This is a genomic window from Acinetobacter sp. V115_6 (assembly GCF_031799025.1).
In the GTDB taxonomy this organism is placed as follows: domain Bacteria; phylum Pseudomonadota; class Gammaproteobacteria; order Pseudomonadales; family Moraxellaceae; genus Acinetobacter; species Acinetobacter pittii.
Map to the genome: position 1 here is coordinate 137,952 of NZ_JAVQNO010000017.1, position 15,365 is coordinate 153,316.

11 protein-coding genes and 1 pseudogene are annotated in these 15,365 nt (G+C 37.3%); 4 read left to right on the forward strand and 8 right to left on the reverse strand.

Features of this window, described 5'->3' with window-relative positions; all coding sequences use genetic code 11:
- Positions 1-14 precede the first annotated feature (14 nt).
- Positions 15-1,172 (reverse strand): FAD-dependent urate hydroxylase HpxO, encoded by a 1,158-nt coding sequence (gene hpxO / locus RMA94_RS05375; RefSeq protein ID WP_202724427.1) that lies wholly within the window; start codon positions 1,170-1,172, stop codon positions 15-17.
- A 199-nt stretch (positions 1,173-1,371) separates the two neighbouring features.
- On the opposite strand from hpxO, the gene alc reads away from it, so the two are divergent.
- A complete protein-coding gene (gene alc, locus RMA94_RS05380) occupies positions 1,372-2,382 on the forward strand; it encodes an allantoicase (RefSeq protein ID WP_002121874.1) in 1,011 nt (336 codons plus the stop codon).
- The gene (locus tag RMA94_RS05385; RefSeq protein ID WP_202724454.1) at positions 2,379-2,882 is read left to right on the forward strand and encodes an ureidoglycolate lyase; all 504 of its coding nucleotides are present in this window, start codon (positions 2,379-2,381) and stop codon (positions 2,880-2,882) included. Before alc ends, RMA94_RS05385 begins: the two co-directional genes overlap by 4 nt.
- Before the next feature lie 128 nt (positions 2,883-3,010).
- On the opposite strand, the gene parE is transcribed toward RMA94_RS05385, so the two are convergent.
- Together parE and RMA94_RS05395 are read right to left on the reverse strand one after the other, a co-directional pair.
- On the reverse strand, positions 3,011-4,894 hold the full coding sequence (gene parE, locus RMA94_RS05390; protein WP_057106181.1) for a DNA topoisomerase IV subunit B: 1,884 nt from the start codon (positions 4,892-4,894) through the stop codon (positions 3,011-3,013).
- 14 nt (positions 4,895-4,908) lie between these two features.
- Complete coding sequence (locus RMA94_RS05395) at positions 4,909-5,490, reverse strand: YqiA/YcfP family alpha/beta fold hydrolase (RefSeq protein WP_311082144.1); 582 nt, start codon at positions 5,488-5,490, stop codon at positions 4,909-4,911.
- A 211-nt stretch (positions 5,491-5,701) separates the two neighbouring features.
- Between RMA94_RS05395 and RMA94_RS05400 the strand changes: the two genes are divergently transcribed.
- Positions 5,702-7,045, forward strand: a complete 1,344-nt coding sequence (locus RMA94_RS05400; RefSeq protein ID WP_002121854.1) for a hypothetical protein — start codon at positions 5,702-5,704, stop codon at positions 7,043-7,045.
- Positions 7,046-7,112: 67 nt separating this feature from the next.
- Here the strand turns inward: RMA94_RS05400 and RMA94_RS05405 are convergent, their stop codons facing one another.
- Positions 7,113-7,466 carry a DUF5991 domain-containing protein gene (locus tag RMA94_RS05405; RefSeq protein WP_311082145.1) on the reverse strand — a complete coding sequence of 118 codons (354 nt, stop codon included), beginning with the start codon at positions 7,464-7,466 and terminating at the stop codon, positions 7,113-7,115.
- A gap of 142 nt (positions 7,467-7,608) precedes the next feature.
- Between RMA94_RS05405 and RMA94_RS05410 the strand changes: the two are divergent.
- Positions 7,609-8,265: pseudogene (locus RMA94_RS05410) on the forward strand (haloacid dehalogenase-like hydrolase).
- A gap of 255 nt (positions 8,266-8,520) precedes the next feature.
- Here RMA94_RS05410 and RMA94_RS05415 read toward each other — a convergent pair.
- The 4 genes from RMA94_RS05415 to RMA94_RS05430 are packed head-to-tail and all read right to left on the reverse strand — an operon-like array spanning position 8,521 to position 15,319.
- Positions 8,521-8,994: a hypothetical protein gene (locus RMA94_RS05415; RefSeq protein ID WP_311082146.1), complete on the reverse strand. Its 474-nt coding sequence runs from the start codon at positions 8,992-8,994 to the stop codon at positions 8,521-8,523.
- 8 nt (positions 8,995-9,002) lie between these two features.
- Positions 9,003-11,399, reverse strand: coding sequence for a M23 family metallopeptidase (locus RMA94_RS05420; protein WP_311082147.1), 2,397 nt, complete (start codon positions 11,397-11,399; stop codon positions 9,003-9,005).
- Positions 11,396-11,932 (reverse strand): hypothetical protein, encoded by a 537-nt coding sequence (locus RMA94_RS05425; protein ID WP_311082149.1) that lies wholly within the window; start codon positions 11,930-11,932, stop codon positions 11,396-11,398. Before RMA94_RS05425 ends, RMA94_RS05420 begins: the two co-directional genes overlap by 4 nt.
- Positions 11,933-11,935: 3 nt before the next feature.
- Positions 11,936-15,319, reverse strand: coding sequence for a type VI secretion system Vgr family protein (locus tag RMA94_RS05430; protein WP_311082150.1), 3,384 nt, complete (start codon positions 15,317-15,319; stop codon positions 11,936-11,938).
- Positions 15,320-15,365 lie beyond the last annotated feature (46 nt).

Below are 15,365 nucleotides of genomic sequence, written 5' to 3' on the forward strand. Positions count from 1 at the left end.
TGCTGTTTTTGTTTTTAATCAAGTGGATTACCCACAATATTACTAATAATCCCCTGCATAATATGTCCACCTTGTTCACGGCGTAATTCTTCATACCATGCTTGTGTAACGGCTTCATCTTTCATATGTGTCACATCACAACGTTTGCGCGCACGAAGTACCAATTCATTAGCACGTTCATTGCGCTTGTTTTGATAGCGACGTAAAGCATCCTCTAGCCCCAAAGTATTAATTTGCAGAGAACGCGCTAAATAAATCGCGTCTTCCATGGCTTGGCAGCCGCCTTGCCCAATATCAGGTGTCGTGCTATGTGCAGCGTCACCCAAAATCACTACACGACCTTTATAAAACTGTGTAAACGGTTCAATATCATGGATTTCTACCCGATTGGTTTTTTGCGGGTCTAAGCGTTCAATAAGCTGCTGTACGGGTTGACACCAATCAACAAAATATTGTTTTAAAAGTTTTTTATATTCATCTCGATTATTATCTAACCCTGCTGGTAAAGGCACATCTAAAAAGAAATAGAACTTTCCATCTGCAACTGGCATTAAAGAAGCTCGCTTGCCTTCGCCCACATAAGTCGTCCATTGTTGGGCTGGAGCCAACTCTTCAGAGATCTCAACCAACCCATTCCAATTTACATAACCTGCGTAACGGCGCTGTACTTGCTGCCCCAACACATAGGTCCGTGTAAGTGAATGAGTGCCGTCCGCCCCAATTAATAGATCGGCCTGCGTTGAGCTACCATCTGCAAAATGAACCTCGACATAATCAGCTTTGTCTTCAAGGCTGACCATTTTTTTGCCTAGATAAATCTGATCACGACCAAATTCATCCATCAACATATTTTGTAAATCAGCACGTGCAACCGGATAAGGTCTTTGGCCCACTTCTTCAATTAATGGCAGTAAACTGAATTGTGTCATCACATCTCCAGTTAAACCGTCCACATAGGCCAAATCATCCATTTGTCCACCAAGTTTGGCGATTTTGTCAGTTAATCCCAGATAGTTCAGACATTTCACACCATTCGACCACAGCGAAATTGCCGCGCCGACAGGAAGAATTTTTTCAGTTTGCTCAAAAATTCGAACTTGGTGACCAAATTTCTTTAATGCAATGCCTGTGGTTAGACCTCCCATTCCCGCACCAATAATCACCACATTCATAACACGCTCCTATAGATATTCACCTATAGGGTGCTTATGCTAAAAACATGCCATCGTTCAAAATTTATTTAGCTTTTCCACAAAACTGGCATGCACCATGCTTATATATTTATGTATAAAACTCGACTTGGCACGCTCCGTGTTAGCGCAGTTTTAAATGAAAAATCATGTTTTTAACAAGAAATACGGATACTCCATTATGGCAACATTGCACGCTCCAGCTTTTGAACTTCCTGAGATTTTGAATACTAAGACCAATTTGGCAGATGCCCGAATTGGTGCACAAGTCATTGAGTGTTCAGATGATTTCTTTGCAGAAGCAAAGCGTATGCTGCAATTTGATGCACCTATTTTTGTTGAAGATAAATTTGATGATAACGGCAAATGGATGGACGGATGGGAGACGCGCCGTAAACGTCACGCAGGTTATGATTGGTGTATCGTGAAGCTTGGTGTAAGTGGAAAAATCACTGCTCTTGATATTGATACCAGCTTTTTTACAGGAAATTACCCTGCCTCTGCATCATTAGAAGCATGTTATGCACCAAATGGGGACCTGACAGGGGCAAAATGGGAGAATGTTTTAGGAAATACTGAACTAGGCCCAAGCCAGCATCATATTTTTATGGTCAATAATGATGCACTTTTCACTCATATACGCCTTAATATTTTCCCAGATGGCGGTATTGCCCGTTTACGTGTCTATGGTGATGTTCATATTCAGGTAACTGACAGCGAACAAACTCTCGATTTATTGGCTCTCGAAAATGGTGGCCGCGTTGTTGCCTATAGTGATGCTCATTTTGGACACCCGCGTAATTTGATTAACCCAGGCCGTGGCGTCAACATGGGCGATGGGTGGGAAACCAAACGCCGCCGTGCACCGGGTTATGACTGGTGTATTCTTGCGTTGGGTAAAAGCGGAAAAATTGAAAAGCTTGAAATTGATACAGCTCATTTTAAAGGGAACTTCCCTGCCCAAGTATCTATTCAGGCGGTTTACCTTGAAAACGCAACCGATGCACAGTTAATTCCTCAAAGTATGTTCTGGTCTTATTTACTTGAAGCTCAACCGATGCAAATGGACCATATTCATGAATATGTGAATGAGATTTTACAACATGAAAAAATCTCGCATATTCGTATTAACATGATTCCAGATGGTGGTATTAGCCGTGTTCGTTTATGGGGAAAAATTGCCAAGTCATGATGATGAATACTGTTCAAATTCAGCCCTTAACAATTGAAAACTTTCAGCCCTTCGGAGAAGTCATCTGTTGTGACGGGCATGACTTTTTTCATATTAATGATGCCCACACCGAGCGCTACCATGCGCTCGTTGAAACTGAAATTGAAGGGGAAGCAAAAGCAGGAATTAGTATTTTCCGTAATATTAAGACAAGTGTGCTGCCTTTAGAGATTTCAATGTTAGAGCGTCATCCGAAAGGCTCTCAGGCATTTATTCCACTACAGCAACAAAAGTTTTTAATTATTGTTGCACCCGCTTTGGATGAAAATACTCCTGATATTTCAAAGTTATGTGCTTTTATTTCAAACGGACAGCAAAGCATCAATTATCGGGCAGGCACATGGCATCATCCTTTGCTTACCTTTGAAGCACCAAGTGATTTTGCAGTAGTAGATCGAATTGGAGGGGGAGCGAATTGTGATATTTTTCAATTTCCACATGCTATAAAAATTACGACCTAAATTAAAATATACAGATCTGTCTAATTTAATGGTCTAAACCTTAATAGCAGGAATCGTTGTGGTGATTTCTAACAATCTTAGGTTTATATAAAAAAACCCCGCTAATTGAGCGGGGTTTTTTCATTTTTCTAAACAGTAATATCAGCTAAGTTACCCTTCTGCTCAAGCCACTGCTTACGATCTGCCGAACGCTTTTTCGCAAGCAACTTGTCGAGTAAACCTGCCGTTAAGTGAACATCATCTAGGTCGAGCTGAACTAAACGACGCGTGTTCGGATCCATAGTCGTTTCACGTAATTGAATCGCGTTCATCTCACCCAATCCCTTGAATCGGGTAATTTGCGGATTACGATTACCTTTAATATTTTTCAAAATAGTTTCAAGTTCATCATCATCAAGCGCGTAATGAACATCTTTACCAATGTCGATACGGAACAATGGTGGCATTGCCACATACAAATGTCCTTCTTCAACCAATGCTGGGAAGTGTTTAACGAATAAAGCACAAAGCAAAGTCGCAATGTGTAAACCATCCGAGTCAGCATCGGCCAGAATACAGATTTTGCCATAACGTAATTCAGATAAATCATCACTGCCCGGATCTACACCAATCGCAATCGCAATGTCGTGAACCTCTTGAGAAGCCAATACTTCATCTGAAGAAACTTCCCATGTGTTTAAGATTTTTCCACGAATTGGCATGATCGCCTGAAAGTTTTTATCGCGCGCCTGCTTGGCACTACCGCCAGCAGAGTCACCCTCGACAATAAACAGTTCACTGTCCTCACGTGTTTGACCAACACAATCTGCTAACTTACCTGGTAATGCAGGGCCGGAAACAATTTTTTTACGCTCGACTTTCTTGGCTGCTTTTAAACGACGACCTGCTTTAGAAATCGCCATTTCTGCCAGCTGCATGGCAATTTCAGCATGTTGGTTGAGCCAGAGTGCGAAAGCATCTTTAGCAATATTTAAAACAATATTTGATGCTTCACGACTCGAAAGACGCTCTTTGGTTTGACCTGAAAACTGCGGTTCTTGGAACTTGAGCGACAATATATAGTTCACGCCATCCCAAACATCTTCTGCCGAAAGTTTGAGGTTTCGTGGTAGCAAATTACGTAACTCACAGAACTCACGTAACGCTTCTGTTACACCTGAGCGCAAACCGTTCACGTGAGTACCGCCTTGCGCGGTTGGAATTAAGTTGACGTAACTTTCTTGAACCTGCTCACCGCCTTCTACATTCCAACAAATTGCAAATTCACATGCCGCACGATCTGCCTGACCATTACTCACAAAAGCAGGATTTGGCAAGATTTCACGGTCTTGCAACTCATCCATCAAATAATCGACGAGGCCATTTTCAAATTGCCATTCGATTTTTTCATCGTTAATTTGATCGATATAAATAATTTTTAAACCAGCAGCTAAAACAGCTTTGGCCTTTAAATTGTGTTTAAGTGCTTTTAACGCAAATTTTGGACTATCAAAATATTTAGCTTCTGGCCAAAAATGTACAGTTGTACCTGTCGCACGTTTTGGTGCTTTGCCTTCTAGCACTGCTAAAGGTGCTACTGGTTCACCTTGCTCAAAGGCCATCTGGTATAGGTTACCCTGACGTTGAACTTCGACCTCAACACGTGTTGATAAAGCGTTTACAACCGAAATCCCCACACCATGCAAACCACCTGAAAATTGGTAGTTATCGGTACTGAATTTACCACCGGCATGGAGCTTGGTCAGAATGATTTCGATACCACTTTGTCCATATTCAGGGTGAATATCGACCGGCATACCACGGCCGTTATCTTCAACCGACAACGAACCATCTTTATAAACCGTGACACATATTTTGTCGGCATGACCAGCTAATGCTTCATCAACAGCATTATCAATAACTTCTTGGGCTAAATGGTTAGGTCGAGTCGTATCGGTATACATCCCTGGACGACGACGAACAGGGTCTAAACCAGAAAGAACTTCAAGCGATTGAGCCGTATATTGTGTCACGTTGTACGTTTTCCTTATTTGATGGTGTGCGCAAAGAATTCGATCACTAACGGTAATTTTTCTTCAAAATCTTCCATAGCATGATTGCCATGAGCATCCGTCAAAATCAATGAGGATGGCGTTGCAGCACTATAATAGCGTTGTGCTTGACGATAATCCAAAATTTCGTCGCCTTGTTGTAATAAGACGAGTATTTTGTCGGCATTTTCAGGTTGTTTCAGTTCCAGTTGTTGTAACTGCCGTAACTGAACATGGTCAATTGACCATTGATCATTCACCACATAGGGCATACTTTCAACTTGAAATAACTCATCAAACAGTTTCCATGGTTGCATAGCAGGGTTAATCAGTACAGCTGGAACATTATATTTCGCGACAAAATATGTCGCAAAAAACCCGCCAAGGCTACTACCAACTAAAGCCACGTCTTGTAACGATTCAATAAGCTCTGAAACTTGCCCAACCACTAGATCAGGAGATCTATTTAAGTCTGGCAAATGCACATTTATGCCCAATTCGCTACAATACTGCTTAAGGCTCAGCCCTTTAATTGAAAGAGAGCTACTATTAAAGCCATGGAGGTAGATAATATTCATATATTTTCCCTCTAAATTGAGAATAAACTCACATTTTTGTTCTCAGTTTGTATATAAAAACACTATTGTCAGACAAGAAAAACCACTCAACTAACCATTCATCAGTATTTTAAAAACATGTGTTATTTAAACTACTAAGATGGAAACGTTAGCTGCCGTTGATAAAAAGTACAGCTTAAAACGTCGGTTATAACGTATATGGGGAAAAGATATGCCGAGCTTAACACCACTACATGAAACTTATTGTAAATGGGATCGTACGCCACCTAGTCAGGCAGACGTATTAGAAGGTTTAGCTCAACTGTTCAGTACCAGCTTAAATGGTGTACATGAATTAATTCAAGTTATTAATATTGAAGTATTAAAAAATGCTTTTGGTGTGAGCACACAAAATGCTAAAAACTTTCAAAAACGACCATTTGTGCAAAAGGCATATCAATTTTCTTATGGTGCTTTACAAAAATATGGTAGTTGTTTTTTAGCGCCAAGCTTACGTCATATTATTGAAAAATATCCTACACTTCACGAAAAACCACTCACCCCCAGCCTACATTTTTTAGTCGGCATTTTGAATGGGATTTTTGGAGATTATCTACTTAAACAGCATAGCCCCCTCGCCTTACCTATGGTGCTATACGATCACTACGGTGCAATACAACAAGGGGAACTTGCAGGCCGTATTGTGATTTTAGCTCATGGTTTGTGTATGAACCATCTGACTTGGTCAAATGCACACTATGGTGGAATTGGAGAGCGCCTTTTAGCGCAGCGTGACCATAACACCATGCTGTATTTAAATTACAATACAGGACGACGCATTTCAGCGAATGGACGCAGTTTTTCAAACTTATTAGAAGACTTGGTCCAACGTAATCCAAGAATTACCAGCATCGATATCATTGGCCATAGTATGGGCGGACTGGTTTCTCGTAGTGCCTTGTTTTATGGCAAACAAAATATGTATCAATGGATCCATATGGTCGAAAATCTAGTCTGTATTGGCTCTCCACATCATGGGGCAGTTTTGGAGCGCTTTGGCTTTACCATACAAGATAAACTTGGGGCTTTCCCTTTTGTGGGTTTACTCGGTCAACTGGTTAATATTCGCAGTAATGGCATTTTAGACTTACGCCACGGTAGCGTTCGTGATGATGATTGGGAACATATGGATGCCCGTATTGGTATGATGGATGATAACCGCGCCCCTGCTCCGCTACCTTCCCATATCAACACCTTTTTAGTGGCAGGGACCTTAGAATTTGAAAAGGTGCGCAATAAAGCGTTGACCGTAATTGGCGACTACTTAGTGAGTGTAAAAAGCGCGCTAGGCGAACACCCTAATCCACGTTTTCAGCTTAAGGTTCCAGACTCACATAAAGCCGTGTTTTATGGTTTAAATCACTTTGAAATTCAGTATCACTCGAGTGTTGCGGAACAGATTACTCGCTGGTTATATCCTCATGTGAATGATTATGTTCAAGAAGGTATTCAAACTCATATTATTGATATGCCGAACTATAAGCTCGAAGATTTAGAAGGAATTGTAGAGACTTAAAAAAGCCCAACTTTTGTTGGGCTTTTTTACAGAATCTGAAAATATTTTAAAAAGAGTTCTATAACTATTATTTATCTTTAAAAAATAAGTTGTCTTTACTATCTAAAACTTCATCAGAATAAAGATAGTATTTTCCTTTCTTAAAGACTACTTTTCCTAACTTTTCACCACTTTGAACATTAAAGAAATATAGCTCGTTATTTTTCTCTTTTACTTTGCACATATAGGATTTATCAACCTGAAAACCTATAATAGAGTACACACATTTTTTTGGTGCTAATGTTAAAGTTGATTCTATCGTCGCAACATTTCCACCTGATAGTTCTTCTGAACTATAATAATGATAAGTACCATTCCACTTATCTGTATTTGCAAATGTGTTAACAGAAAAAGCCAGCAATAATAAACAAAATTTTTTCATTTAATTAATTTATAAACAATCAAGCTAAACTATTATAACCATATCACAATATAATAAAATATTTTCTTATTTTATAAATCAACCCTTAAAATAATTTTTTGAAAATTAATTCTTATCACTATTACCAAATATAGAGAAATATATGAAAGAAATTGTTGTTTTTGACTTGGATGGGACATAACTATCCGATGACTCTACAAAGGCATGGTTAACAGATAAATTGAAATCTAATATTTTTAGATTTATCGCTGCACTTATTGTTACGCCCATCGCTTTACCTCTTATGAAATTTAAATCTAAAGGTGCTTCATTGTATTTATGGATTGCAACGTATAGCTTGAACGAAGAAGAATTAGAATACAGCTTTAAAAATTTCTCTAAGGATATCAATGAAATTACTTCCGGTTCATTATATTGGTTTGAGCAAGGTATAGCCAAAGTTAAAGATCATTTAGCCAATGGAAGAATTGTGTTTATTGCCACGGGTGCACCAGAAAAGTTAGCGAATGTTTTACTCGAGTCTATCAATCTAGATGTACGAATTATTGGTACTCCTCTACAAAACAAGCTGGGAGGATGGATAAGTGGGATACATTGTAGGTCTGAAGAAAAAGTAAGAAGATTGAATAAGTTTGATATCAAACAACCTTGGCTTGCAACATACAGTGATGATATTGAAGATGACTTACCTATTTTGATTGGCGCTAAATTACCCTATTTAGTTAATGGGGATAACAATAAAATTAAAAATATTAAATTGGTTTTAAAAGTTATAATATTGTTTATAGAAGCTGTCTAACAAATAATTAACTAAAGATAATATAGGCACTTTTAGCAATAAAAGTGCCTATAAAAGTGATTTTATATATTTATAAGCTATCTACCGATTAATTTGATTTTTAACGTATCTTCACAACAAGTTAGATAAAAATCTTATCAAAATCTAGAATTACAGAAATATATTAGATATTCATTAAAACCACTTTTAATAAAATAATTTTATATCTTCTAAATAAATATAATGATTCATGACTCTAATCAATTTTTTCAAATTCTAAATACCATTCGCTTCCCACATTTCAACAGCTTCTTGACATTGTTCAAGAGAATGGAATGCAAATACTCTAGTATCTTTCATAGTAATTCTAATAGCATCAGAATTTAAATCGAATACATTTTTCTCAACAGAGCATTGATAATTCTTTAGTTTATAACCGTTTAATTTCTTACATTTTGGTTGTTCTAACTTTTCATCAAAAGTATACCAATCATTTAAGGTTTTACCCATACAAGTAATTTTATTCTGAGCATCCATTTGCGGTTTTGAATTTTCCATTTTTTTATCTTTTACTTGAGAAACAGTAGTTTCTTTTATTAGTGAGTCATTAGAGTTACTTAACTGTGACTTTATAACTGAATTTGATTCTTTTTGCTGTTCAATAGATGCATTAGATTCTTTTTCCAGTTTGTTAAAATCATTGCAAGCCGTCAAAAATAGAAAACTTAGCGCTATTAAAATTTTATTCATTACCAATCTCATAATGTTGAATTATCTAAAAAAGTAGTAGGATCTACTAGATCAGAGCGTCGTTGATAGGCATTATTGCCACGAACTGTTAATGGACTAGTATCTTTAGGATTAGAATACATCTCCAAATGTAACATCATACTTGGAACTTGTACTGTGAGTTTACCGACATAGCCAATAGTTTGCCCACGTTTTACATCATCTCCAACTTTTACTAAGGACTTCCCTGCCAGAACCTCGCCATAACGTATAATATGTTTTTTATGTACAATTTCAATTACATCAGTACCAGAATAAAAACCTTTTACTACACGGACTTTTCCATCAGCCATCGCTCTAATTTCAGTTCCTGTCGGTGCATACAGATCACAACCTGCGTGTTTACGTTTTCCACCACTACGATTAGAACCAAATCGAGCAAATCCATTTTTATATGAATTTGTCCGTGCCTTTAAAGGGAATAAATATGAGTCATCATCTTTTGGCTTATCTATTCTTATTTCAATAACTGGCATAGGATTCTTCAATATAGCGGTATAAAGTACTTGTTCTTTACTATCAACATCTACAACAATTTCAATTTTCTTTCCTTCTTCGCCCCGATGTTTTTTTAATCCAATCCCATCTTGTCCAGTATAATGTGTTCTTTTTGCACCATTATACTTAATTGAATAAGCTAGATTTTCTTCCTTACCTGTCTCTTTATTGATTGTTTTAATAGTAAAAGCGACATCACTACCATACTGTTTGGTTAAAGGATTACCATTTTTCTCTGTATGAACATTCTCTGTTTTTCCTAATGAAGGAATAAAATCAATTAAGTAATCAACAAAGCTCTCTTCTTTCTTAGATGACGTTTCTTTCGCTGGTGTTGTTTTTGCTGGCACTGTCTTACTTGGGGGATTTGAAGATACTCGAGGCATCTGTATTGTTGTAGCCGCAGAATTTAAGTTAACATTGATTACGGAAATACTTGGATCATTTCTTAATGTCAAAACAGGTTTCTTATTTGAAAGTAGCAATTTATAAACAAATGCATTCAACATTTTTAATTGAATAAAGCCATTACTATCCGTTATTTTTTCTATTTCTCTACCTCTATATGAAACAAAAAACTTATTATTTTTTAAAATTTTACCTTTACTATCATATATCTTCAATTTCACACTGACTAGCCCTAATGGGACTGATATACAGCTATTTTCCATTCCTTTAGTTACAGATATTGTTTTTAGTTTTTGATAACCTTTACTTCCATTTACCAATATATCTAAATTTTCTCCCTCTTCTGCAATTATACCAGTTTTTATTCCTGAACTATCAGAAGTATGCTCTTTGATCTTACCTTTATATCTTACGAAAAACCTCATATTCGTTATTTTTCTATTTGTGTCACTTTCTATTATCGCTATATCAAATTTTATATCTTTAGAAGCATTCGTTTTCACCTCATCTTTCTTCAAATCAACAGTTTTCTGTTCCACAACAACAACTTTTTCTTGTTTTGGCTCTGGTTCAGCAGGTTTTTGTAAGACAGATTGAATTTTAATATCTTCACTTACACTTAATTCAATAGATTGTTTTTTATCAGAGGCTTGTGTGATGACAGCTGATTGTTTGCCATCTACTTTAATTATAATTTTACTGCCTGGATGTCTAATAATAACAGGTAATAATCCTTGCTCATCTGACTCAGTATTTACAATAAACTTAGATTGTTTAAACTTACCACTATATTCAGATTCAATAGTTACTTTTTTATTTTTTGTTATTTGTCCTATTTGGTTTTTTAATATTATATATATTTTTCTACTACAACAGCTTTCTAAGTCATAATGGTTAAACATCTCAATATATCTACTAATATGAACATTATTTCCATCTACTTCTTTATAATTTCCTTTAAAACCTGATATACCTAAAAAAGAACCTAATCCTCCTTCCCCAACTAAATGAGCACCTGCAATAGCTCCTGATTCAGTAATTTCAATTCCATTTATTATTTTCCCATAGTATTCATTAAAACTTCTATTTCTTAATCGTTTGCAAAGAAGATCTATCCATTCTCCAATGATCTGAATTTGCTTAGCAGGGGATTTCAAAAAGTCTGATAAAGAATTAACACCATTATGTCCAACCCAACTCCCGGACCAATCGTTTGCTTTGGTTTTATCAGAATTATCTTTCCAATGCTTATAATAACCAAGATCAATCAGTGCAGCTTCCCCAAACTGAAAAAAACCAATATAACCCCGAGAATTTTTATTTTGGCTTGCTCTAATGTTTACCGGTGCCGTTAAGGGTAAACTTAAATCTGATGAAGATTCCATTCTTGAAACGGCACAAATAAATCCATAACGCGTTAACGGATATGATTTTTGATTTATAGATTTACCATTTTTCATTTATTTAAGTCCTCAAAACTAAATCGTTTAATATCAATTTTTTTATTATTGATATATGAACTTAAAATAGGTTTCATTTTTTCAAAATTCCCCAATCCAGGGCAGCTTAATTCCACACCATTTTTATTAGCTTTTTTTGTTGGAAAAAACTTATCTTCGAACATATCATAGCGACCTAAATTTCTAAAATATGAAAAATAATTACCATTAGTGTCATTAATGATATTTATATCACTATGATCATTTTTTAGATAAGCATAATAAACTTGGTATTTATTTTTATTCACTTCAATAACTTGGCATTCCCCTGTTGACATCCATTGAGCATCTTTTGGGTTTAAGCCAATAGTCTTTACAAGCTTTGCTTTATTGCTATCTTCCCAAATTTGTTTACAGGGGACATTAACTTTATCAATTTTGATACTTTCATTTTTATTTTTGAAGCTATCCCAAATTTTTTCACAAGCATTTTCTTCAGCAAAAGCTTGTATTGAGATAAATGTGCTCAGTAGCAATGTTAGACTGCGTTTCATCTTTTATACTCCAAATTTATTAAAATCATCTTCTAGATCATCTTTATATTCATCATCTAGCGCTTCTGCAAGCTGGCTCTGAATTCCATCATCTACAAAATCCCCAGTATCATGATTATAAATATCTTCATTTAATTCCTTCGTTGGTATAATACTTTTATTGTCATTATTGCTAATAAATTGAATTTCAACAGTATCTGATGAGTCACTAAATATTCTTGGTGTTCGGCCCATTTCATCTAACATCCCAATATATTCCGTATTCTTTGTTTTATTGATAACTTTAAGTCTAATCTCCTCTTTCAAGTTTTCTAAATTGAAAATATCACTAAAATCAAATCTTCGACTAAAAATTCCACTCTCAGGCATTTTCGGCAACTCAGCATTTACTGTTGCCCCACTCGTAAATAAATGCTGCCCAGCTTTACTTTCAAACTTACCGCCTGTTGTTGAAAATACGCCATTAGCATTAATTTTGAGCTGTGAACCACCTGCTGTTAATACAATTTCTTTTGGACTCGTAAGCTCGATTTTTTCTTCAGTAGAAATGAGCTTGATGACCTTCTTGGCAATTGCTTCAATAGCATCATCTTGTGCTTGCAGTTCGAGCTTTCCTTTTGCTGCATAAGCACGGAAACCCTTTTGCGCGGCAAACAAACTGATTTTGTCTTGTGCGTGCCCAATGATATTTTTCTGCGCACTCAAATTAATTGAACCGCTGGCACTTTCTGCAATATCTTGCGAAGCTTGCAAAATAATATTTTCAGGTGTCGTCAAGGCAATCCCATTTGGCGATGCTAATAACATCAAGGCTTGTCTAAAAATTTTGCCTTGTTCTTGCTGTTTAGTATCGGAACTGCTTTCTAAACCTTGGGTATAACCCTCCATAAAGCCTTGTAAAGAACTCAATGCTTTAGAAGGTGATACTTCCAATTTACTGCTTTTACTAAAAGTTCCGCATACACTCATCATGTCGAAGTCTTTAGTCTCAACATTAGCTAAGACCTTTCCAACCTCTTGAATACTTTCAAATGGATTTTTATGAATGCGGTCTTTAATACTGGCAAGTTTTCCTTTAACGATGTCGGCACCATGCTCTTCAACATTTTCAATAAATGCTTTTAAATTTTCTACTGCATCTTTGGCATCACTAAAGAAAGCATTAAACTCATCTACAACGCCTTTTGCATTTCCCCCTAGCGCACCAATATCTTGAATAAAGCCACCACAGTCTTTTAAAGCGTGAATAGGATCGTTATTAATTCCTTCTTTAAAGAGGTTTACCGTACTATCTAATGCCTGTCCTGTAGTTTTTAGCTCAAGTGACTGGATGAATTTAGGTAAGCGATTAATCACGTTCAAAGCATCAGTCTGTTGCTTGGCTGCAACTTCGCTGAGCATTTTCATGCTTTCATAACCTTGTGAAAGTAAGGATTGTGCTTGGGCGGCCTCTAGATGGTCTGCAATAGCTTGCTCTTGTGCATAGGTACTGATGAGCATGCCTTTACCTGCACGCACAGCTCCCCAAGCATCTGTTCTTAGCTCAAAGCCTTCTCCACGGCCTTGGCTCGTCGCTTGTTCTTTCGGATGGCTTAAATTACCCAAATTCAGCTGTGTTGCTGCATGACTACTTTGTAATTGGGTACTAATTTGCCCCGTTGTGTCATCAAAGCGTAATTGGTTAAAACCACTACCACTGATTTCCTGACTGCGAATTCCGCTTAGTTTTTTAGTATCAGGAAGCTGCCCTTTCACATCGAACTTGGTTGGTGAGCGCTGTGCTTCATGAATGCGTCCAGTCACAAATGGACGGTCAATATTGCCATCAAAGAAGTCAATGACAACCACCTCACCAATACGTGGCAAGAAACGTGCTCCATAGCCCTCGCCTGCCCAAGGGGTCAGTACATCCACCCAAGCCGAGTCCGTATCGTTATCATTGCTACCTGCACCACCATCATGGCCATGATCATCACTACGGGTAAATAGAAAACGTACCTTAATACGTCCCCACTCATCGACATGAATGGTTTCTCCCTCTGGCCCCACAACTTTCGCTCTTTGTGGGTAAGCAATTGGGCGATGCTGTTCTGGATTATATTCAGGTGCCGTCTTGATCTGACGGCGTATTAGGGTCAGCTCATTGCCTTGGCGCTCAATATCATCATAACCATGTTTATCCCAACGACTTTGGGTTAACAACTGGCTCACTTGCTGATGTAAATCTTTTGGTAAGTTATTTTGGTTATAGAAGTTTTTAGCAATAATCAGGAACTCTTGATCTGCTCCTTCATGCTGATCAATTTCAGGATGCTCCTGTAAATTAAACCAATAGCCGACTTGACTATCACGGACGCTACTATAAGCCTTAAAATATTTGGCCCGACTCGCATGCATGTTGGTGAAGTGCTGATTTAATTTTTCTAATTGGCCACTGCCTGAAGCTGTTGCCTGATCTTCCCCTTTCAAATCTTGCATCCAAGCAGGACTAACATGCCATGCTTGTTCAAGGCTCAAACTCGCTGAATCAAATTGCTCTGAATGTAGGTGTGTAGTGATAACTGAACCTATACCTTCTTCATGTGCTAGAGCATCAGGTTGCCAACGTTGCACATGTACAGCAGTCGGCTGTAAAGACCGCACCGCAACAAAACCTGTAATGCTATCTTGATATTCTGTTGCACTACTTCTGTGATAGCGAATACTACGACGTGCTAAAGCTTGGTACTGGCTATTGTCATCAATGAGTCTTAGTTTTTGAGGTTGTATAGGTGCAGTAAAGTGAGGAACAAAAAGCTCTGCTTCATCAATGAGCCAACTAACGCCTTCACTTCGCCACAAGCGTGTAAGAAAGTCATAATCAGATTCATTGTGCTGCATGATAAATGGGCGAATATCATAACTCTGGCTTAACCCACTAAGGTCGAGACTTAAACTTGTCGCAAAAAGCTGACTTTTTTCTTGCCACTCTTTAAATAAAACTTCCGTGACTTCAATAATGCTTTTATTCATAAAAACACGACTATTACGGCGCTTGTGCCATAAGTTTGTCGCGTCTTTTAAGGTGAGTTTATAAAGCGTTAAAGCACCGTCACTCTGGCCATAACTCGCTTCTGTCACAATTCCAGTAGTTCGAAATAATTGTCCAGAATCAGTGACCTGATCAACGGCAACTTGCACCCCTATAAACTGCTTCAATGCAATTTGTGCACTCGTCGAAAGACAAATTAACTCAGCTTCAACTCCCCCATTTAGCTGGTGTTGGCCTTCGATACGCTGTAAAAAAACTTGGTTATTGAGTAGTTCATTAGAAAATTGCACGTGAATCGCACGTTTCTGCGCACTTAACCCTATTTTTTCCAAAACATTAAAGATATTAAAAAGCATTTTTTATAATCATAAGGATATATAAACGGCTGCACTTTATAAAAAA